Origin of the sequence: Kluyvera sp. CRP, from assembly GCF_019930565.1 — a bacterium.
Taxonomy (GTDB): Bacteria; Pseudomonadota; Gammaproteobacteria; order Enterobacterales; family Enterobacteriaceae; genus Kluyvera; species Kluyvera georgiana_A.
On the sequence record NZ_CP082841.1, the window covers coordinates 1,382,211 to 1,400,752 of the forward strand.

General features: G+C 55.7%; 15 protein-coding genes, 1 tRNA gene and 1 other RNA gene. 11 read left to right on the forward strand and 6 right to left on the reverse strand.

What is annotated here, in order from left to right; genetic code table 11:
• Positions 1-3: 3 nt before the first annotated feature.
• The 3 genes from K7B04_RS06445 to K7B04_RS06455 form a co-directional block, all read right to left on the reverse strand.
• On the reverse strand, positions 4-753 hold the full coding sequence (locus tag K7B04_RS06445) for a sugar phosphate isomerase/epimerase (RefSeq protein WP_223803717.1): 750 nt from the start codon (positions 751-753) through the stop codon (positions 4-6).
• Positions 754-853: 100 nt separating this feature from the next.
• A complete protein-coding gene (locus K7B04_RS06450; protein WP_223803718.1) occupies positions 854-1,870 on the reverse strand; it encodes a LacI family DNA-binding transcriptional regulator in 1,017 nt (338 codons plus the stop codon).
• A 94-nt stretch (positions 1,871-1,964) separates the two neighbouring features.
• On the reverse strand, positions 1,965-2,627 hold the full coding sequence (locus K7B04_RS06455; RefSeq protein WP_064541153.1) for an OmpA family lipoprotein: 663 nt from the start codon (positions 2,625-2,627) through the stop codon (positions 1,965-1,967).
• A gap of 157 nt (positions 2,628-2,784) precedes the next feature.
• On the opposite strand from K7B04_RS06455, the gene K7B04_RS06460 reads away from it, so the two are divergent.
• Positions 2,785-5,118: a molybdopterin guanine dinucleotide-containing S/N-oxide reductase gene (locus tag K7B04_RS06460; protein WP_223803719.1), complete on the forward strand. Its 2,334-nt coding sequence runs from the start codon at positions 2,785-2,787 to the stop codon at positions 5,116-5,118.
• On the opposite strand, the gene K7B04_RS06465 is transcribed toward K7B04_RS06460, so the two are convergent.
• Both K7B04_RS06465 and tag read right to left on the reverse strand, forming a co-directional pair.
• Positions 5,081-5,530 (reverse strand): N-acetyltransferase, encoded by a 450-nt coding sequence (locus K7B04_RS06465; protein WP_163446876.1) that lies wholly within the window; start codon positions 5,528-5,530, stop codon positions 5,081-5,083. The genes K7B04_RS06460 and K7B04_RS06465 overlap by 38 nt on opposite strands.
• Positions 5,508-6,089, reverse strand: a complete 582-nt coding sequence (gene tag, locus K7B04_RS06470) for a DNA-3-methyladenine glycosylase I (protein WP_163446875.1) — start codon at positions 6,087-6,089, stop codon at positions 5,508-5,510. Before tag ends, K7B04_RS06465 begins: the two co-directional genes overlap by 23 nt.
• A gap of 145 nt (positions 6,090-6,234) precedes the next feature.
• Here tag and K7B04_RS06475 point away from each other — a divergent pair, with 145 nt between their 5' ends.
• The 5 genes from K7B04_RS06475 to K7B04_RS06495 all read left to right on the forward strand — a co-directional run bounded on the left by K7B04_RS06475 (position 6,235) and on the right by K7B04_RS06495 (position 10,539).
• Entirely contained in the window at positions 6,235-6,942 is a 708-nt protein-coding gene (locus K7B04_RS06475) for an autotransporter domain-containing protein (protein ID WP_167574852.1), read from the forward strand.
• A 162-nt stretch (positions 6,943-7,104) separates the two neighbouring features.
• Positions 7,105-8,307: an MFS transporter gene (locus K7B04_RS06480; RefSeq protein ID WP_167574853.1), complete on the forward strand. Its 1,203-nt coding sequence runs from the start codon at positions 7,105-7,107 to the stop codon at positions 8,305-8,307.
• Between the two features lie 214 nt (positions 8,308-8,521).
• Complete coding sequence (gene eptB, locus K7B04_RS06485; RefSeq protein WP_167574854.1) at positions 8,522-10,213, forward strand: kdo(2)-lipid A phosphoethanolamine 7''-transferase; 1,692 nt, start codon at positions 8,522-8,524, stop codon at positions 10,211-10,213.
• 80 nt (positions 10,214-10,293) lie between these two features.
• Positions 10,294-10,370 (forward strand) — tRNA-Pro (locus tag K7B04_RS06490).
• A gap of 35 nt (positions 10,371-10,405) precedes the next feature.
• Positions 10,406-10,539: non-coding RNA, RtT sRNA (locus K7B04_RS06495), on the forward strand.
• Positions 10,540-10,593: 54 nt separating this feature from the next.
• On the opposite strand, the gene K7B04_RS06500 is transcribed toward K7B04_RS06495, so the two are convergent.
• A complete protein-coding gene (locus K7B04_RS06500) occupies positions 10,594-11,601 on the reverse strand; it encodes a substrate-binding domain-containing protein (RefSeq protein WP_223803720.1) in 1,008 nt (335 codons plus the stop codon).
• A gap of 162 nt (positions 11,602-11,763) precedes the next feature.
• Between K7B04_RS06500 and K7B04_RS06505 the strand changes: the two genes are divergently transcribed.
• The 5 genes from K7B04_RS06505 to dppC all read left to right on the forward strand — a co-directional run bounded on the left by K7B04_RS06505 (position 11,764) and on the right by dppC (position 18,542).
• On the forward strand, positions 11,764-12,888 hold the full coding sequence (locus K7B04_RS06505) for an aryl-sulfate sulfotransferase (protein ID WP_223803721.1): 1,125 nt from the start codon (positions 11,764-11,766) through the stop codon (positions 12,886-12,888).
• Positions 12,889-12,944: 56 nt separating this feature from the next.
• Positions 12,945-14,270, forward strand: coding sequence for a uracil-xanthine permease family protein (locus tag K7B04_RS06510; protein WP_163446863.1), 1,326 nt, complete (start codon positions 12,945-12,947; stop codon positions 14,268-14,270).
• A gap of 582 nt (positions 14,271-14,852) precedes the next feature.
• Positions 14,853-16,460, forward strand: a complete 1,608-nt coding sequence (gene dppA, locus K7B04_RS06515; protein ID WP_163446861.1) for a dipeptide ABC transporter periplasmic-binding protein DppA — start codon at positions 14,853-14,855, stop codon at positions 16,458-16,460.
• A gap of 159 nt (positions 16,461-16,619) precedes the next feature.
• A complete protein-coding gene (dppB, locus tag K7B04_RS06520; RefSeq protein WP_064541180.1) occupies positions 16,620-17,639 on the forward strand; it encodes a dipeptide ABC transporter permease DppB in 1,020 nt (339 codons plus the stop codon).
• Positions 17,640-17,648: 9 nt separating this feature from the next.
• Positions 17,649-18,542: a dipeptide ABC transporter permease DppC gene (gene dppC, locus K7B04_RS06525; protein WP_064541183.1), complete on the forward strand. Its 894-nt coding sequence runs from the start codon at positions 17,649-17,651 to the stop codon at positions 18,540-18,542.

Genomic DNA, 18,542 nt, shown 5'->3' on the forward strand with positions numbered 1-18,542 from the left:
CGCTTACTCCTTACGTAATAGTTCGACATAGCGGCGGGTAACCGCAGCCAGGTCGGCCCCTTCCAGCGGAAACTCAATGCCACGCGGCACATCGATCGGGAGCTGGTTTAGCAGCGCCAGCCAGCGGGCGTCGGCCTCATCGGGCGGAACCGCGCGGTAGCTGTCGTGATGTGGCACGGTGGCTTTGACGTGGATATAACCAACGGACGGCGCCAGCTGCTCCGCCGCCGCTTCTGGCGTATCGCCGACCCACAGCCAGTTGCCCATATCGAACGTGAGCTGTACGGGAAGTTTCTGCATATGGCAGGCGGCGTTGAAACGTTGCATTGGCGGCAGGCGTCCACAGGACGTTTGATCGTTCTCGACCACCAGTTTCATGCCGCTGCTTGCCAGCCAGTCGCGTAGCGTATTGAACGACTCGGTATGGCGAAAGTGGCCCAGCGACACTTTCAGCCATAGCGCACGCAGCGTGGTGGCTTCCTGAAGCAGAGCGGGGAGCAGAGGATTAAGGGAACCATCGGCCATAAACAGCGCTTCGGGCGCGGAGTAACAGGCCTGCAGGCCGGATGATTGAATCGCCGATGCCAGCGCGGGCAGCGTCTGAAGCTCTGCGGAGGTAAACATCTCGCGGCGGATTTCTACGCCGTCAGCTCCGGCTGCGGCGATGATGGGCAGCATGGCCGCTTGCCCGCCTGCGCTGCGTACCGCGTCGTGGCCATAAGCGGCGGTGACCACCATAATTTTTCTTTGCATAGGGACTCCGAATCTAACGCTATGTCTAATACGCTAGATGGAATCGGTTCCAAAGAAAATCTCACTGTGTTGAATTTATGATCGCCATCACGAAGGAAGATTAACGGGCCGTGGAACCGCGCACGATCAGCTCGCCGGAAAAGACCTGCTCATGAATGGCATCCGCCGCCCCTTCAATGCGCCGCACCACCTGCTCTACGGCGGCGTAGCCAATCTGCCAGGTCGGCTGCTTGAGGGTGGTAATGCCCACGCCCGCCAGTTCGGCCCATTCCAGTTCGTCAAACCCCAGCAGGCCGATGTCGCTGCCCCAGTTCAGGCCGATGCGCTTGAGCGAACGTGCAACCTGAAGGGTCAGCGCGCCGTTGGCGGAGATCACCGCTTTACGCATTCCGCGGTGTTGCTGGTGGAACTGACGCAGCGTGTTATCAAGCTGAGTGTTCTCTGCCAGCGGCACTTCGGCATTTTCGGCGACGACGCCGGGATAGCGGGCCAGCGTGGCGCGGAAAGCGCTCAGGCGTTCGCGCCGGGTGTTAACGGTGCCTAGCGGTTCGCTGAGGAACAGCAGCGCCTCAAATCCTTGCTCAATCAGGTGTTCAGTGGCGGTGGTAGCGGCCTGAGTGTTATCCAGCCCGACCACGTCGCAGGCGAAGTCCGGAATTTTACGGTCGATTAGCACCATCGGTAGCGCGGACTGCTGCAAACGTTGCAGCCCCTCTTCACGCATGCCGACGGCGTTGACGACAATCCCTTCGACCTGATAGCTGCGCAGCAGATCAAGATAGTGCAGCTCCTGGTCCACCTCGTTATTGGTGTTACACACCAGCGGGGTGAAGCCTTTTTCGCGGCAGGCGGCTTCAATGCCGCTGAGCACATTGACGGAGTAAGGGTTGGTGATATCGGCAATGATCAGGCCTATCAGACGGGTGCGCCCGCGCTTCAGGCTGCGGGCCATCAGGCTTGGGCGATAGTCGAGCTCGGCAATAGCGGCTTCAATGCGGGCCAGCAGCGCGTCGGAGAGCAGATGCTTCTCGCCGTTAAGGTAACGGGAAATGCTGGTTTTGCCGGTTTTCGCCGCTTTTGCCACATCGCTGATGGTGGGGCGCGCTGATTTTGCCATGGGAAGGTCTCTCGCCTGAAAGTGACAACACCTTAGCGCGAAAATCTGTCTAATCAAGTATTTTGCCGGGTGGAGAGGCCACCCGGCGATGAGATTACTGCATCGGGCTTAAGGTAATTTCTACGCGACGGTTCTGCGCTTTGCCTTCTTCGGTGCTGTTGCTGGCGATAGGATTCGCTGGCCCCATACCGGTGGTACGCACGCGTGCAGCGGCGACGCCCTGGGTGATCAGCGAGCTGGCCACCGAGTCGGCGCGCTGCTGAGACAGTTTCATGTTGAGCTGCTGGCTACCGGTGCTGTCGGTATAGCCGACAACATTCACCGCCGTTTTTTCATACTCTTTCAGTACCATAGCGACGCCGGTTAAGGTGTTGGCGCCTGCTGGTTTCAGAGTGGCGGAGGAGCTGTCGAAAGTGACGTTATTTGGCATATTCAGCACGATATTGTCACCGTTACGGGTGACGCTGACGCCGGTTCCCTGCATTTTTTGGCGCAGTTTCGCTTCCTGCACATCCATGTAGTAACCGACGCCGCCGCCGAGCGCTGCCCCCGCGGCTGCGCCGATCAGCGCGCCTTTACCGCGATCTTTCTTTGAAGACGAGAGCGCGCCAACGCCCGCGCCCACCAACGAGCCAATGCCCGCGCCGATACCGGATTTACCCACTTCGCGCTCGCCGGTGTAAGGGTTTGTGGTGCAGCCTGATATTGCCAGCGCGCCGCTCACGATGGCAGCAATCGCAAATACACGTTTTTTCATCTTAATTCCTTAATGACATTCTTATTTTTCGCCACAGCGACGGTGGCGCGTCATTATGACTGGCGAAATTGCTGAAAATTCTTGGGAACTCTCTGAAATTTGTAAGTAACATTGAATGGCGCAAAACATAACCGACACCACCTGCAGGAGCGCCCATTTGTCTACGTCATCTTCTCCCTATACCGTTTTAACCGCAGCCCACTGGGGCCCTATGCTTGTCGAGACAGACGGCGAGCAGGTGTTCTCCTCACGCGGGGCGCTACAAACGTCGTTTACCAATTCGCTGCAAAGCGTGGTGCGCGATCAGGTGCACAGTAAAACCCGTGTGCGTTATCCCATGGTGCGAAAAGGCTTCCTGGCCTCGCCGGATAGCCCTCAAGGTATACGCGGGCAGGACGAGTTTGTGCGGGTAAGCTGGGATGACGCGCTCGCGCTGATCGATAGCCAGCATCGCCGTATTCGTGAAACCTATGGCCCGGCGTCGATTTTTGCCGGCTCGTACGGCTGGCGTTCTAACGGCGTATTGCACAAGGCGGCGACGCTGCTACAGCGCTATATGAGCCTGGCGGGCGGCTACACCGGCCATCTGGGGGATTACTCGACCGGGGCCGCGCAGGCAATCATGCCGCACGTGGTGGGCGGTAATGAGGTGTATCAGCAGCAAACCAGCTGGCCCATGGTGCTGGAACATACCGACGTGGTGGTGTTATGGAGTGCTAACCCGCTGAATACGCTGAAAATCGCCTGGAATGCTTCCGACGAGCAGGGGTTGCCTTATTTTGAACAACTGCGCCAGAGCGGTAAGAGACTGATCTGTATCGATCCGATGCGTTCGGAAACCGTCGACTTCTTTGGCGAGTCGATGGAGTGGATCGCTCCGCACATGGGCACCGACGTGGCGTTGATGCTCGGCATTGCCCACACGCTACTGATCAATAACTGGCACGATAGCGACTTTTTAACGCGTTATACCGCAGGTTTCCCGATATTTGCTCAATATCTGTTGGGTGAAGGCGATGGCGAAGCCAAAACCGCCGAGTGGGCAGCCGCTATTTGTGGTGTTCATGCAGATAAAATTCGCGAACTCGCAGAAATTTTCCATAAAAATACCACCATGCTGATGTCCGGCTGGGGAATGCAGCGCCAGCAGTACGGCGAGCAAAAGCACTGGATGCTGGTTACGCTGGCGGCAATGCTAGGGCAGATTGGTACGCCGGGCGGCGGCTTTGGGCTGTCGTATCATTTCGCCAACGGCGGCAACCCGACGCGGCGCGCGGCGGTGCTGGGCTCAATGCAGGGCACGGTGCCGGGCGGCGTCGATGCGGTCGATAAAATCCCGGTCGCACGCATTGTCGAAGCGCTGGAAAACCCCGGCGCGCCGTATCAGCACAACGGCATGGACCGCCACTTCCCGGATATTCGCTTTGTCTGGTGGGCGGGCGGCGCCAACTTTACCCATCATCAGGATACCAACCGGCTGATTCGCGCCTGGCAGAAGCCTGAACTGGTGGTGATTTCTGAATGCAACTGGACGGCGGCGGCGCGGCACGCGGATATCGTCCTGCCCGCCACCACCTCCTTTGAGCGCAACGACCTGACCATGACCGGCGACTACAGCAACCAGCACCTGGTGCCGATGAAGCAGGTTGTGCCGCCCCGCGATGAAGCCCGTGACGACTTTACGGTGTTTGCCGACCTGTCTGAGCTCTGGGAGTCGGGCGGTCGGGCGCGCTTTACCGAAGGGAAAAGCGAGCTGGAGTGGCTGGAGACCTTCTACCGAATCGCCGCTCAACGCGGCGCGAGCCAGCAGGTGACGCTGCCGCCATTTGCGCGTTTCTGGCAGGATAACGCGCTGATTGAAATGCCGGAAAGCGAGCAGAACGCGGATTTTGTTCGCTTTGCTGCCTTTCGCGCCGATCCGCAGGCCAATCCGTTGAAAACGCCGAGCGGTAAAATCGAAATTTACTCCGAGCGTATTGCCAGCTTCCAGTATGCCGATTGTCCGCCGCATCCGATGTGGCTGGAGCCGGACGAATGGCATGGCAACGCGCATCCCGGGCAGCTGCAGTTGCTGTCGGCGCATCCGGCGCACCGTCTTCATAGCCAGCTTAACCATACATCTCTGCGTGAACGTTATGCGGTGGCGGGGCGTGAGCCGATTACCCTCCATCCGCAGGATGCGAAGATACGGCAGATTGCCGATGGCGATCTGGTCCGCGTCTGGAACCACCGGGGACAGGTGCTGGCTGGCGCGGTAATCAGTGACGGTATTAAGCCCGGCGTGATGTGCCTGCACGAAGGGGCGTGGCCTGATTTCGCGCACGAGGAAGGCGGAATTTGCAAAAACGGTGCGGTCAACGTTCTGACCAAAGATATCCCCAGCTCGCGGCTGGGGAATGGCTGCGCCGGCAACACGGCGCTGGCATGGGTCGAGAAATATGATGGACCGGCGCTTACGCTAACGGCGTTTGATCCGCCTGCCAACGCATAATCCACGTGGGATGCCGGGTTTCCTCCTGCCACGCGCTGTCTTCAATACGAAAACCCTGCGCGTGGTAGAAATTTACCGCCCGGCTGTTTTTTTGATAGACCTCCAGGCTGAGATCGGCAAAGTGCTGTTTAACGACGTTGAGCAGCGCATGGCCGATGCCTTGACGGATGGCTTCCGGGGCAACAAACAGTGCGCCGACAAAGCGCGATTCAATAACGCTGATGAATCCCTGTAAACGCTGTTGCTCATCTTCCCACACCCAGGTTTCCGCGGCGGGAAGGTAGGTATCGCGCACAATGCTTAAGCTCTCCTGCCAGTACTGGGCGTTAATAAACGGGTGCGCAAAGGTAGTGCTTTCTAACCACAGCTCAAGTAAAGGGTCGAGCTGCTTAGTGTTCCATTTTCTGATCATGCTGAACTCCAGGATGGCAGAAGCAGGTGGTCACATGGTCGTTGACCAGCCCGCAGGCTTGCATGAAGGAATAACAGATGGTGGTGCCCACGAATTTAAAACCACGTTTTTTCAGCGCTTTTGACAGCGCGTCGGAGGCGGGCGTCGACGTCGCGATTTCGCCCAGCGTTGCGGCCTGAGTGACGACCGGGGTGTTATCGACAAACGACCAGACGAAGTCATTGAATGATTCACCGCTGGCCTCCATCGCCAGGAAGGCGCGGGCGTTGCCGATAATCGCCTGAATTTTACCCCGGTGGCGAATGATGCCGGCGTCCAGCACCAGCCGCTCGACGTCTTCTTCAGTCATGGCGGCGACCTTTGCCGGGTCGAAATGGTGGAAGGCACGACGATAGTTTTCACGCTTTTTCAGCACGGTTATCCAGGAAAGTCCGGCCTGCTGGCCTTCCAGGCAGATCATCTCGAACAGTTTCTGGTTATCTCTTTGGGGTACGCCCCATTCGGTATCGTGATACTCGATGTAAAGCGGATCCTGGCTTACCCAACCACAGCGCTGCATTTTCTTCTCCCTGCTTTTGTCGAAATAATAAAACCCTGCACTTCGCTTGACGCCTGTCATAAAGAGACAATAGTTAATACAGGGGAACTTTATCCCTGAAAACATAACAATAACTGCCAAAATTGGCTCTTTCTGGAGTCACTTAATGAATAATAAGAAATGCAATGGCCTTTGGCGATGTGCTGCGCCAGCGTCGGTTTTTGTGTGGATGTTAGTATCGCCACACGCGAATGCCTGGCAACAGGAATATATCGTGACTGACTCACAAAGTAATACTGCCGAGCGCTATACATGGGATAGCGATCACCAACCGCGGTACAACGACATTCTGGCGGAACGTATTGATGCCATGCAAACTGGCTCGGGGCTGAATATGAATGTGCCGGACTCGACGCCGCTTGATGCAACCAAAACGATGAGCGTTGGCTGGAATTTCCCGCTGACGGAGGGCATAACCACTGGGCCAGTCGCGACGTGGCATTATGATGGCTCTCCGGGCTTTATGTGGAATGAATTTGGCGATACCGCCAGCGCCGGTGCGCAGACCGACCCGCTCTGGCACGCAAGCGTAAGCACCCTCGGTTGGCGCCTGGATTCGCACCCGTGGCTGGGCATTCGCCCGTGGGCGCAGGTGAGCTATAACCAGCAGTTTGGCGAGAATCAGTGGAAGGCGCAGTCTGGCCTGAACCGAATGCCGACCACGACGCAGGACGGCAACTGGGTGGATGTGACCGTGGGGGCAGATATGTTACTGAATTCACATCTGGCAGCCTATGCCGCGCTCTCGCAGGCGGATAATATGGCGGCGGGTGCAAACTATCTGTATACCATGGGCGTCAGCGCGCGCTTTTAATCACGCAATATATTCAGTGGCGGAATCATTTTTTTCAATGTCATTCATTCCGCCGCTGATGCATTTCATTCCGTCCTGAATGCATTTCATGCCTTTTTGAACCAGCGAAAATGTTAACTTCGTTATCGTTGGCAGCAGTTAATTCAAGAAGGCATCTTCATCATGAACGCTGCAACTAAAAATCACACTCGCTGGCTGACATTGTTCGGCACCATTATTACCCAGTTCGCCTTAGGTTCTGTCTATACCTGGAGCCTGTTCAACAGCGCGCTGTCCAGCAAACTGGACGCGTCGGTCAGCCAGGTAGCGTTCTCCTTTGGTTTACTCAGCCTGGGTCTGGCGCTCTCCTCTTCCGTGGCCGGTAAACTGCAGGAACGCTTTGGCGTGAAACGCGTCACCATCGCTTCCGGCGTGCTGTTGGGGCTCGGCTTCCTGCTGACGGCACATGCGAACAGCCTGATGATGCTGTGGCTGAGCGCCGGTATCATCGTCGGCCTGGCAGACGGCGCGGGCTATCTGCTGACGCTCTCCAACTGTGTGAAATGGTTCCCGGAACGTAAGGGGCTGATTTCCGCCTTTGCCATCGGTTCTTACGGCTTAGGTAGCCTCGGCTTCAAATTTATCGACAGCCAGCTGCTGGCGACCGTCGGGCTGGAAAAAACCTTTATGATTTGGGGCGCGATCGTGCTGGTGATGATCGTCTTCGGCGCGATGCTGATGAAAGACGCGCCGAATCAGGAAGTCCAGAAACATAACGGCGTGATGGAAAACGACTTCACGCTGGCGGAATCGATGCGTAAACCGCAGTACTGGATGCTGGCGGTGATGTTCCTGACCGCCTGTATGAGCGGCCTGTATGTGATTGGTGTTGCTAAAGACATCGCACAGGGGATGGTGCATCTGGATCTGGCCACCGCAGCCAACGCCGTTACCGTTATCTCTATTGCCAACCTGAGCGGTCGTCTGGTGCTGGGTATCCTGTCTGACAAAATCGCTCGTATCCGTGTGATTACCATTGGTCAGATTATCTCGCTGGTGGGTATGGCCGCGCTGCTGTTTGCACCGCTGAACGAAATGACCTTCTTCGCGGCGATTGCCTGTGTAGCCTTTAACTTCGGCGGTACCATCACCGTGTTCCCATCGCTGGTAAGTGAATTCTTCGGCCTGAACAATCTGGCGAAAAACTACGGCGTGATTTACTTAGGATTTGGTATCGGCAGCATCTGCGGTTCGTTGATCGCCTCTCTGTTTGGCGGCTTCTACGTCACCTTCTGCGTTATCTTTGCCCTGCTGATTATCTCGCTGGCGCTGTCGACCACCATTCGCCAGCCGAAAACGGAAATTCTGCACGAAGCGCACGCTTAACATTATTACTCCTTTCAATAAGATGATTCAGGCCAAATATTTTTGTAAATATTTGGCCTGATCACATCCGCAGCGAATACTTTTCCCCTTTCTTGTTGTCTACTTACCGCGCTTGCAAATGCGGCCCTTTGGGCAAATCGCATAAATTAACTAGTCTACTAATTATTTGATTTGTGACTTGTTTTTTATTTTCCCTTTTTCCAGGGTTTTTCGAATGAGATACATCAAAGCGATGTCCCAGCAAAAGCTCAGTCTTTTGCTGGCGGTATACATCGGCTGGTTTATGAATTATTCCGTGTTGGTTCGTCGGTTCGGGGGGTATTTATCGGACTTCAGCGTCGAGAAAGGGATGTTTATCGGCATTGAGCTGGTGAGTTCGCTGCTGGTGACGTTCTTCCTGTTCCGTCTGCTGTCGCTGGGGGGACGTAGGTTGTGGAAAGTGCTGGCGACGGCTGTCGTGCTGATTTCCGCCGGCGCAAGTTACTACATGACCAATCTGAATGTGGTCATTGGCTACGGGATTATTGCATCGGTGATGACGACCGATGTCGATCTCTCCAAAGAGGTGGTGGGCTGGCACTTTATTTCCTGGCTGGTCCTCACCAGCATCATCCCGCTGGTCTTTATCTGGTTTAACCAGGCGCGGGATACGCTACTTAATCAACTGCTTACGTCAGGGCAGCGCCTACGGGGTATTGGCATTGTGCTGCTCTGTGCGCTGTTGGTGTGGGGGCCTATTCGCTTGATGGAAGCCCACCTGAAAGACAGCGAGCGCCTTTCACAGGTCGATCTGCCAAGCTATGGCGGCGTACTGGCCAACTCTTACCTGCCGAGCAACTGGGTCTCTGCGCTAAGTCTGTACGGTTGGACCCAGGTTGATGAATCGCTGGATACCAGCGATCTTATCGATCCGGCAAAGAAGTTTACCTACGTTGCGCCTAAAGATATTGATGATACCTATCTGGTGTTTATCATTGGCGAAACGACCCGCTGGGATCACATGGGCCTGTTCGGCTACGCGCGTAACACCACGCCGGAGCTGGAGAAGGAGAAAAATCTGGTGGCGTTCCGCGGCTACTCCTGCGATACCGCGACCAAGCTTTCGTTACGCTGCATGTTTGTCCGTCAGGGCGGGGCGAGTGATAACCCGCAGCGCACGCTGAAAGAACAAAACGTGTTTGCGGTGCTGCATCAGCTCGGCTTTACCGGTGACCTGCTGGCGATGCAGAGCGAACTGTGGTTCTACAGCAACACCATGGCCAACAACATTGCCTACCGCGAGCAGATTGGCGCCGAGCCGCGTAACCGCGGCAAGAGCGTGGACGATATGCTGCTGGCGGATGAAATGAAAAACGTGTTGGCGCGTAACGGCGTTGACGGTAAGCACCTGATCATCATTCACACCAAAGGCTCGCACTTTAACTACACGCAGCGCTACCCGCGCAGCTTTGCAAAGTGGACCCCGGAATGCGTGAACGTGGATGATAAATGCAGCAAAGCGGAGCTGATTAACTCGTACGATAACTCGATCACCTACGTTGACCATTTCCTGGTGAACATCTTTGATCAGTTACGCGATAAGAAGGCCATCGTCTTCTATGCCGCGGACCACGGCGAGTCGATCAACGATCACGAACGTCTGCATGGTACGCCGCGCAAGATGGCGCCGCCGGAGCAGTTCCGCGTGCCGATGATGGTCTGGATGTCGGATAAGTATCTGGAAAATCCGGACCACGCCAGGTCATTCGCATACCTGCAACAGCAGGCGGCGATGAAGCAGCCGAAACGCCACGTGGAGCTTTATGACACCATTATGGGCTGTTTGGGTTACACTTCTCCGGACGGTGGAATCAACGAGTACAACAACTGGTGCCACATCCCCGAGGCGAAAAAATCGGCGCAGTGATGGCTTTCTGGCCGAACAAGGGGCTTTTGTTAAATAAGGGATTGACGAGGGCGGGGCACAGCAGTAAGATGCGCCGCATTCGGTGATTGGCGCAGCCTGGTAGCGCACTTCGTTCGGGACGAAGGGGTCGGAGGTTCGAATCCTCTATCACCGACCAAATTAAAAAAAGCCGCTCTCTGAGCGGCTTTTTTGCGTCTGTAGCCCGCAAAGAGGATGAGAACCTCCGGGGGTAAGAGGTTCGACCCGAGCGTAGCGAGAGAACGTTGCGTTAGCAACGGCCCGCAGGGCGAGCCACGTAGTGGCGAGTTATCCTCTATCACCGACCAAATTTAAAAAAGCCGCTCTCTGAGCGGCTTTTTTGCATCTGTAGCTCAGCTCTCTTATCGCGAAGTGGACGCCCGCACGACCAGATCCGGTGTTTTACCCTTGCTGTAGCTGACCTTCTCACCCGCCATAGCGGCAAACAATAGCGTGATGGCCTGGCGCGCCACTTCATCAAGATGCATATTCACTGCCGTCAGTGGCGGTGTGGATTCGCGCGCGCGAATACCGTCATAGCGAGTAACCACCCGCATTTGTTCAGGTATGGCGATATCTTGCTCCTGGAAAGCCCGTACCGAGCCGCTGGCAAAGGTATCGATCAGCACCAGCACGCCATCAACGTCGGGATGTTCCTGTAATAGCTGATGTGCCGCGCGGTAGCCGGCATTTTCACCGTCGCTTTCATTGAGCGAGTAGATGACGGGGGACTGCCGCCCTTCACACCAGCGCCGGTAAGCCGCTTCGCTCTCCAGCATTGATGTGCGCCGCATGTTGCCGACAAATAACGCACATTTACGTGTGCCGGAGGACTCCAGATGCGCGAGCAGAATTTGCGCCGTTGCCGCTGAATGCAGTTCAACCCACGGCACAGGCGTGTCGGTCCCCGGCGTGCGGCCAATGGTGACACAAGGAATGCCGGCCTGCGCCAGCGCCTGTAGCTGGGGATCGTTTTCCGCTGGCTCAATCAGAATCGCCGCATCGAAGCCGACCGCATCCAGCGGATTTGCGCCCGGTGGCACCAGAATCAAGGCATGCTGTTTTTCCAGCGCCATCATGGCGGAAGTGAGCGCAACCTCCATCATAAATCCCAGCCGGGAGGCGCCGGAGGCAATGGTCAACGGCACCGATGAGAGCAGTGCGATGGTATTGGTTTTGCCGGTACGCAGCTGTCGGGCACGGATATTGGGCGTGTAATTCAGCGCGACAATCGCCTCTTCAATACGCCGACGGGTCTCCGGTTCAACAAAGCGCGTGTTATGCAACGCGTTGGATACCGTCCCTGGCGACACGCCGGCATGGCGGGCGACATCAATCAACTTTGCGCGTTTTTTTTCTTGAGCAGGCATTTGCTTGCAGCCTCCAAAATCTTTTGCACAGATTAACACACTTTTTTGTGCTGACCTTTTACGTTGCTATGCCAGCTGATGAATAAGCATTTTCAGAAAAAATTCTTCATTAAAACGTTTTAATGGGGTATTTTTACGCAAATTTATCCATCTGGAGGCTACGTGGCACACTTAACTCAGGATCCGACTTTTACGCTTGGACGCCGTCTATCCGGGCTCACCTTTATCGACAAAGAGAAGAGTTTTGGCGGGTATACCCTCTTTGCCCCGCAAACCGCAGAAGGGCGGGTTTATCTGGTTGATGAACAGGGTGAGGTCGCGCATCAGTGGCAGCTGCCGGTACGTGCAGGGCGCGATGCGGTGCTGCTGCCTAACGGTAACCTGGGATATAACGGTAGCCACCGTACCTCCGCAAATCTCTATCCCGCGTGGGATCTCTGGCATGGCGGTGATTTCTACGAAGTGACGCCGGATAACGAAATTGTCTGGCACTATGAAGACATCTTCCATCACCATGATGCGCAGTGGTTGCCGAACGGTAATCTGCTGTATACCGCCGCGTCGCCGCTGCCTGCCGATATCGCTGCCCGTGTGACCGGCGGCGACCCGCGACGTGATGCGCCGGACGGCGTGATTCAGAGCGACGTCGTCAAAGAGGTCAATCGCGACGGTGAAGTGGTCTGGGAATGGCGCGCCTGGGAGCATTTGAATCCGGAAGATTTCCCGATTCATGAGATCTTTGACCGTCGCCACTGGCCAATGATTAACGGCCTGTCGGTGACTCGCGATGGCCTGGTGCTGATGAGCCTGCGCACGACGTCTGGCGTGATTGCCGTATCTAAAGAGAGCGGCAAAGTTGTCTGGCACGCGGGGCCGGAAGTGGTGGCGCAGCAGCATACGCCGGTTGAAATGGAGAACGGGTCGATTCTTGTTTTTGACAATGGCAACCTGCGTCCGGGCGTGACCTCGCCGCATTCCACGGTGCTGGAGTTCAATCCGCAAACCCACGCCATTACCTGGCAATATCGCGATATCTTCCCGCCGGCCTTCTTCTCCCCCTATATGGGCAGCGCGCAGCGTCTGGCGAACGGCAACACCTTTATCTGTGAATCCGCATTTGGTCGTCTGTTTGAAGTGACGCCGGAAGGGGAAACGGTTTGGGAATATATCATTCCGTTCTTCAATGAATATCCGGAGCACCTGAGCAAAGGCATTATTCCCGGAAAACAGAACAGTGCATTCCGCGCGCATCGTTATGCCGCCGACGCGATTGCCTGGTTGAAATAATCTCTGCCGCCAGCTCGCGCTGGCGGTCATTTTTTGATGTTTAACGGGAGGCAATCATGCCGCAACCTGGCCTTACCACGCCGGACAACGATGCATTACCCTGGCAAACGACCTTTCTTCTGGCGCTTCAGCATGTGCTGGTCGTCGCCGCGACCCCCATCACTTCCGTTTTTCTGATCGCCAAAGCGCTGCACTTTACCGACGCGGTGACCGCTTCGGTGCTGAGCGCCACGTTTCTGATGTGCGGGCTGGGCGCGATTCTGCAAAGCCTGGGCGTGAAAGGGGTAGGCGCGCGCCTGCCGTTTATCATGGTGCCCGGCGGCGCGCCGATCGCGATTTTTGTCGCTATCGCTCTGCAAACTAATATCCAGACGGCCGTTGGCGCGGTTATCTTAACGTCGTTGTTCTACTTTCTGGCGCTGCCCATTTTCCGCCGCTGCCTGCACCATTTCCCGCCCTTTATTATCGGCATTATGCTGCTGATGGTGTCGATAAACCTGATTCGTCTCTACGGCGGATTGATTATTGGCCAGCCGGGAAGCACGGATTTTGCTCACCCGACCAGTATTATTTTATCGCTGGGAACGATCCTGATTACGCTGGTTTTCGCGCTGGTCTTTACCGGTATTCTGCGCCAGCTTGCTGTGATGTTTGGTCTGCTTGCCGGTACGCTGTTGGGCATGATGCTGGGCAGTGCCGACTTTAGCGGCGTGAGCCACGGCCCGCTGTTCAGCGTTCCGCAATTGTTCCCCTTCGGTTGGCCCATTTTCAACCTTTCCGCTTCGTTGCCGTTGCTGATTTACGCGGTAATTTCTATGGCTGAAGCAACTGGGCAAACGATTGCGACGGCGGAGATTGTTAATTCTACGCAGAACGTCCGTGAAGCGATTCCGCGTACGATTCGCGGCGATGCCATTATGTCGCTGCTGGGGGGGATTTTCGGGACATCGCTAATTATTACCTCCGGCGAAAATATCGGTGTGGTGCGCACCACCAATGTCAAATCACGCTATGTCACCGCCGCAGCAGGGCTGCTGTTGATTCTGATTGCGCTGTTCTCACCGTTGGTACGTCTTGCGACTTGCCTGCCAGGGCCGGTGGTGTGTGGTACGGCGGTGATTGTGTTCAGCATTATCGGGGTGATTGGTATCGATATGATCGCTCGTGAACCGTTGCACACACCGGGAAAAACTTACGCACTGGCAATGGGGCTGGCGATGGGCATGCTGCCTATTCTGGTGCCGGGTCTTTATCAAAATTTCCCGTCAGGCGTGCAGATGGTGTTTGGTAACGGCATGGCGGCGGGGACGTTGACGGCGATTCTGGTCAACTCGTTGTTTAACTGGAGTGAAAAGCGAAGTCAGGCGCGTGTAAAACCATAAGTTTATGAGAGCGGGCCGTTGGCCTGCTCTTATCCATCCAAAGAACTATTTTCTCACTGTTTGTTCACAATTATGTGACATATTCCATTGTATTTTTATATGCATAGACGAATCTTTTTTCACGCTACTTATGGGTAACCTCAGCATTTTCACCTGTGCGTTTTAACGTTCGCGGCATTAATCGCTCAGATAATCAGCATATCGAAAGAAATTTTTCACATAATGACTAATTGTTAATCACTGAATGTTGCAAAGTATTAAGTGAATAACTCTGCCTTCATGCCCATAGCATAAATTTCTCTGCTGAAAATAGTGCTTCGGGGTTTTTTTAATCTTTGCCCATCCATTCTCACCTTCAGTACAAATCCCGGTTAACTGTATTGACGTTTTCACATTCTATTGACAGATTGTACGGCATGAGGGGCATTTCATGGAGAATCCGCACTGCAACTCAGATGTTCCAGTGAAAGGAATCCCTCGCCTCTATATGCATCGACCCAGCCGGTTAAATAAAAAATAAGGTCAGGCGGTGTAACCCAATGCAAAGGGTAAAAACAACACATATCACATTGGAGCAGAATAATGAGTATTTCCTTGAAGAAGTCAGGGATGCTGAAGCTGGGCCTCAGCCTGGTCGCGATGACCGTTGCTGCCAGCGTACAGGCCAAAACCCTGGTTTATTGTTCAGAAGGCTCGCCGGAAGGCTTTAACCCACAGCTCTTTACGTCTGGTACCACCTATGATGCCAGCTCCGTACCTATCTATAACCGTCTGGTTGAATTCAAAACCGGCACCACGGAAGTGATTCCGGGTCTGGCCGAGAAATGGGACATCAGCCCGGACGGCAAAACCTATACCTTCCACCTGCGTCAGGGTGTGAAGTGGCAGGATAACAAAGAGTTCAAACCAACTCGCGACGTGAATGCCGACGATATCGTCTTCTCCTTCGACCGTCAGAAGAACCCACAGAACCCGTACCACAAAGTTTCTGGCGGCAGCTATGAATACTTTGAAGGCATGGGCCTGCAAGACCTGATTAGCGAAGTGAAAAAAGTCGACGATCATACCGTACAGTTCGTGCTGACTCGCCCGGAAGCGCCGTTCCTGGCCGACCTGGCAATGGACTTCGCCTCTATTCTGTCTAAAGAATATGCTGACAACATGCTGAAAGCCGGTACGCCGGAGAAAGTGGACCTGAACCCAATCGGTACCGGTCCATTCCAGCTGGTGCAGTACCAGAAAGACTCCCGTATTCTGTACAAAGCCTTCCCGGGCTACTGGGGCACCAAGCCGCAGATCGACCGTCTGGTCTTCTCCATCACGCCTGACGCTTCCGTGCGTTATGCCAAGCTGCAGAAAAACGAGTGCCAGGTGATGCCGTACCCGAACCCGGCAGACATCGCGCGCATGAAAGAAGACAAGAGCATCAACCTGATGGAACAGGCTGGCCTGAACGTGGGCTATCTCTCCTTCAACACCGAGAAAAAACCGTTTGATGACGTGAAAGTGCGCCAGGCGCTGACCTACGCAGTTAACAAAGAAGCGATCATCAAAGCCGTTTATCAGGGCGCTGGCGTAGCCGCGAAAAACCTGATCCCGCCAACCATGTGGGGCTATAACGACGACGTCAAAGACTACAGCTACGATCCGGAAAAAGCCAAGGCGCTGCTGAAAGAAGCGGGCCAGGATAAAGGCTTCACCGTTGAGCTGTGGGCGATGCCGGTACAGCGTCCGTACAACCCGAACGCTCGCCGTATGGCTGAGATGATTCAGGCTGACTGGGCGAAGATTGGCGTACAGGCCAAGATCGTGACCTACGAATGGGGCGAGTACCTCAAGCGTGCGAAAGCGGGCGAACACCAGGCCGTGATGATGGGCTGGACCGGCGACAACGGGGATCCGGATAACTTCTTCGCGACCCTGTTCAGCTGCGCAGCGGCGAAAGACGGCTCCAACTACTCTCGCTGGTGCTACAAGCCGTTTGAAGACCTGATTCAGCCGGCGCGTGCGACCGACGACCACAACAAGCGTATTGAACTGTACAAACAGGCTCAGGTAGTGATGCATGACCAGGCTCCGGCGCTGATCATCGCTCACTCCACCGTATACGAGCCAGTGCGTAAAGAAGTCAAAGGCTACGTGGTTGACCCATTAGGCAAACACCACTTCGACAACGTATCGATCGAATAATAAAGACGACGCCTTAACAGGCCGCGCATGCTTCCTGCCCCCTTTGGGGCGGGAAGCCGCGCCGTATCTGCGCCTCTCGTGTTGAGAACTGGCGGCAGATTTGTGAGCAATACAGACGGCCTGTGACCAGGCGGGACGTCATTAGAGAGAATCAGGGTTATGTTGCAGTTCATCCTCAAACGGTTGGGTCTGGTGATCCCGACGTTTATCGGTATCACCCTCCTCACGTTTGCCTTCGTGCATATGATTCCCGGCGATCCGGTAATGATTATGGCGGGCGAGCGTGGTATTTCCCCTGAGCGCCATGCCCAGCTGCTGGCTGAACTCGGCCTGGATAAGCCAATGTGGCAGCAGTATCTCCACTATATCTGGGGCGTGCTGCACGGTGACTTAGGGATTTCATTAAAGAGTCGTCTCCCGGTGTGGGATGAGTTTGTGCCGCGCTTTAAAGCGACACTGGAACTCGGTATCTGCGCCATGATTTTTGCCGTCGCCGTGGGGATTCCGGTGGGCGTGCTGGCCGCGGTGAAGCGCGGTTCTATCTTCGATCACACCGCCGTTGGCCTCGCGCTGACTGGCTACTCCATGCCGATTTTCTGGTGGGGCATGATGCTGATCATGCTGGTGTCGGTGCACTGGAACCTGACCCCCGTTTCCGGGCGCGTCAGCGACATGGTGTTCCTTGACGACTCCAACCCACTTACCGGCTTTATGCTGATTGATACCGCTATCTGGGGCGAAGAAGGCAACTTTATCGATGCGCTGGCGCATATGATTCTGCCGGCTATCGTGCTGGGGACCATTCCGCTGGCGGTAATTGTGCGTATGACCCGCTCATCCATGCTGGAAGTGCTGGGTGAAGACTATATCCGTACCGCGCGTGCCAAGGGGTTAACCCGCATGCGCGTCATCATCGTGCACGCGCTGCGTAACGCGATGCTGCCGGTGGTGACGGTTATCGGCCTGCAGGTTGGTACGCTGCTGGCTGGTGCGATTCTGACGGAAACCATCTTCTCCTGGCCGGGGCTGGGGCGCTGGTTGATTGACGCGCTGCAACGCCGTGACTATCCGGTGGTGCAGGGTGGGGTGCTGCTGGTGGCGACGATGATTATCCTCGTCAACCTGCTGGTAGACCTGCTGTACGGCGTGGTGAACCCGCGCATTCGTCATAAGAAGTAAGGGGCCGTCATGTCACAAGTTACTGAGAATAAAGCACCGGTGCCGATGACCCCATTACAGGAATTCTGGCACTATTTTAAGCGCAATAAAGGCGCGGTGGTTGGCCTGGTGTACGTGGTTATCGTGCTGTTTATTGCCATCTTCGCCAACTGGATTGCACCGTATAACCCGGCGGATCAGTTCCGCGATTCGCTGCTGGCTCCGCCTGCGTGGCAGGACGGCGGTAGTCTGGCGCATCTGCTGGGCACCGATGACGTTGGTCGTGACGTGCTGTCGCGCCTGATGTACGGTGCGCGTCTGTCGCTGCTGGTTGGCTGTCTGGTGGTAGTGCTGTCGCTGGTGCTGGGGATCATCCTTGGCCTGGTGGCGGGCTACTTTGGCGGCCTCGTCGACAACATCATCATGCGTGTCGTCGATATTATGCTGGCACTGCCTAGCCTGCTGTTGGCGCTGGTGCTGGTGGCTATCTTCGGCCCGTCGATCGGCAACGCCGCGCTGGCATTAACCTTTGTCGCCTTGCCGCACTACGTCCGCCTAACCCGTGCCGCCGTGCTGGTGGAGGTCAACCGCGACTACGTAACCGCTTCCCGCGTCGCGGGCGCCGGGGCGATGCGCCAGATGTTCGTCAATATTTTCCCAAACTGCCTTGCGCCGCTGATTGTTCAGGCATCGCTCGGTTTCTCTAACGCCATTCTCGATATGGCTGCCCTCGGCTTCCTGGGGATGGGCGCACAGCCGCCTACGCCGGAATGGGGCACCATGCTCTCTGACGTTCTGCAGTTTGCCCAAAGTGCCTGGTGGGTGGTGACCTTCCCGGGGCTGGCGATTCTGCTGACGGTGCTGGCATTTAACCTGATGGGTGACGGTCTGCGTGACGCGCTCGATCCCAAACTGAAGCAGTAA

Bases quoted from the DNA above. Each gene is read 5' to 3' on its own strand.
- K7B04_RS06445 (WP_223803717.1), bottom strand. From the start codon at position 753: ATGCAAAGAAAAATTATGGTGGTCACCGCCGCTTATGGCCACGACGCG.
- K7B04_RS06450 (WP_223803718.1), bottom strand. From the start codon at position 1,870: ATGGCAAAATCAGCGCGCCCCACCATCAGCGATGTGGCAAAAGCGGCG.
- K7B04_RS06455 (WP_064541153.1), bottom strand. From the start codon at position 2,627: ATGAAAAAACGTGTATTTGCGATTGCTGCCATCGTGAGCGGCGCGCTG.
- K7B04_RS06465 (WP_163446876.1), bottom strand. From the start codon at position 5,530: ATGATCAGAAAATGGAACACTAAGCAGCTCGACCCTTTACTTGAGCTG.
- tag (WP_163446875.1), bottom strand. From the start codon at position 6,089: ATGCAGCGCTGTGGTTGGGTAAGCCAGGATCCGCTTTACATCGAGTAT.
- K7B04_RS06475 (WP_167574852.1), top strand. From the start codon at position 6,235: ATGAATAATAAGAAATGCAATGGCCTTTGGCGATGTGCTGCGCCAGCG.
- K7B04_RS06480 (WP_167574853.1), top strand. From the start codon at position 7,105: ATGAACGCTGCAACTAAAAATCACACTCGCTGGCTGACATTGTTCGGC.
- eptB (WP_167574854.1), top strand. From the start codon at position 8,522: ATGAGATACATCAAAGCGATGTCCCAGCAAAAGCTCAGTCTTTTGCTG.
- K7B04_RS06500 (WP_223803720.1), bottom strand. From the start codon at position 11,601: ATGCCTGCTCAAGAAAAAAAACGCGCAAAGTTGATTGATGTCGCCCGC.
- K7B04_RS06510 (WP_163446863.1), top strand. From the start codon at position 12,945: ATGCCGCAACCTGGCCTTACCACGCCGGACAACGATGCATTACCCTGG.
- dppA (WP_163446861.1), top strand. From the start codon at position 14,853: ATGAGTATTTCCTTGAAGAAGTCAGGGATGCTGAAGCTGGGCCTCAGC.
- dppB (WP_064541180.1), top strand. From the start codon at position 16,620: ATGTTGCAGTTCATCCTCAAACGGTTGGGTCTGGTGATCCCGACGTTT.
- dppC (WP_064541183.1), top strand. From the start codon at position 17,649: ATGTCACAAGTTACTGAGAATAAAGCACCGGTGCCGATGACCCCATTA.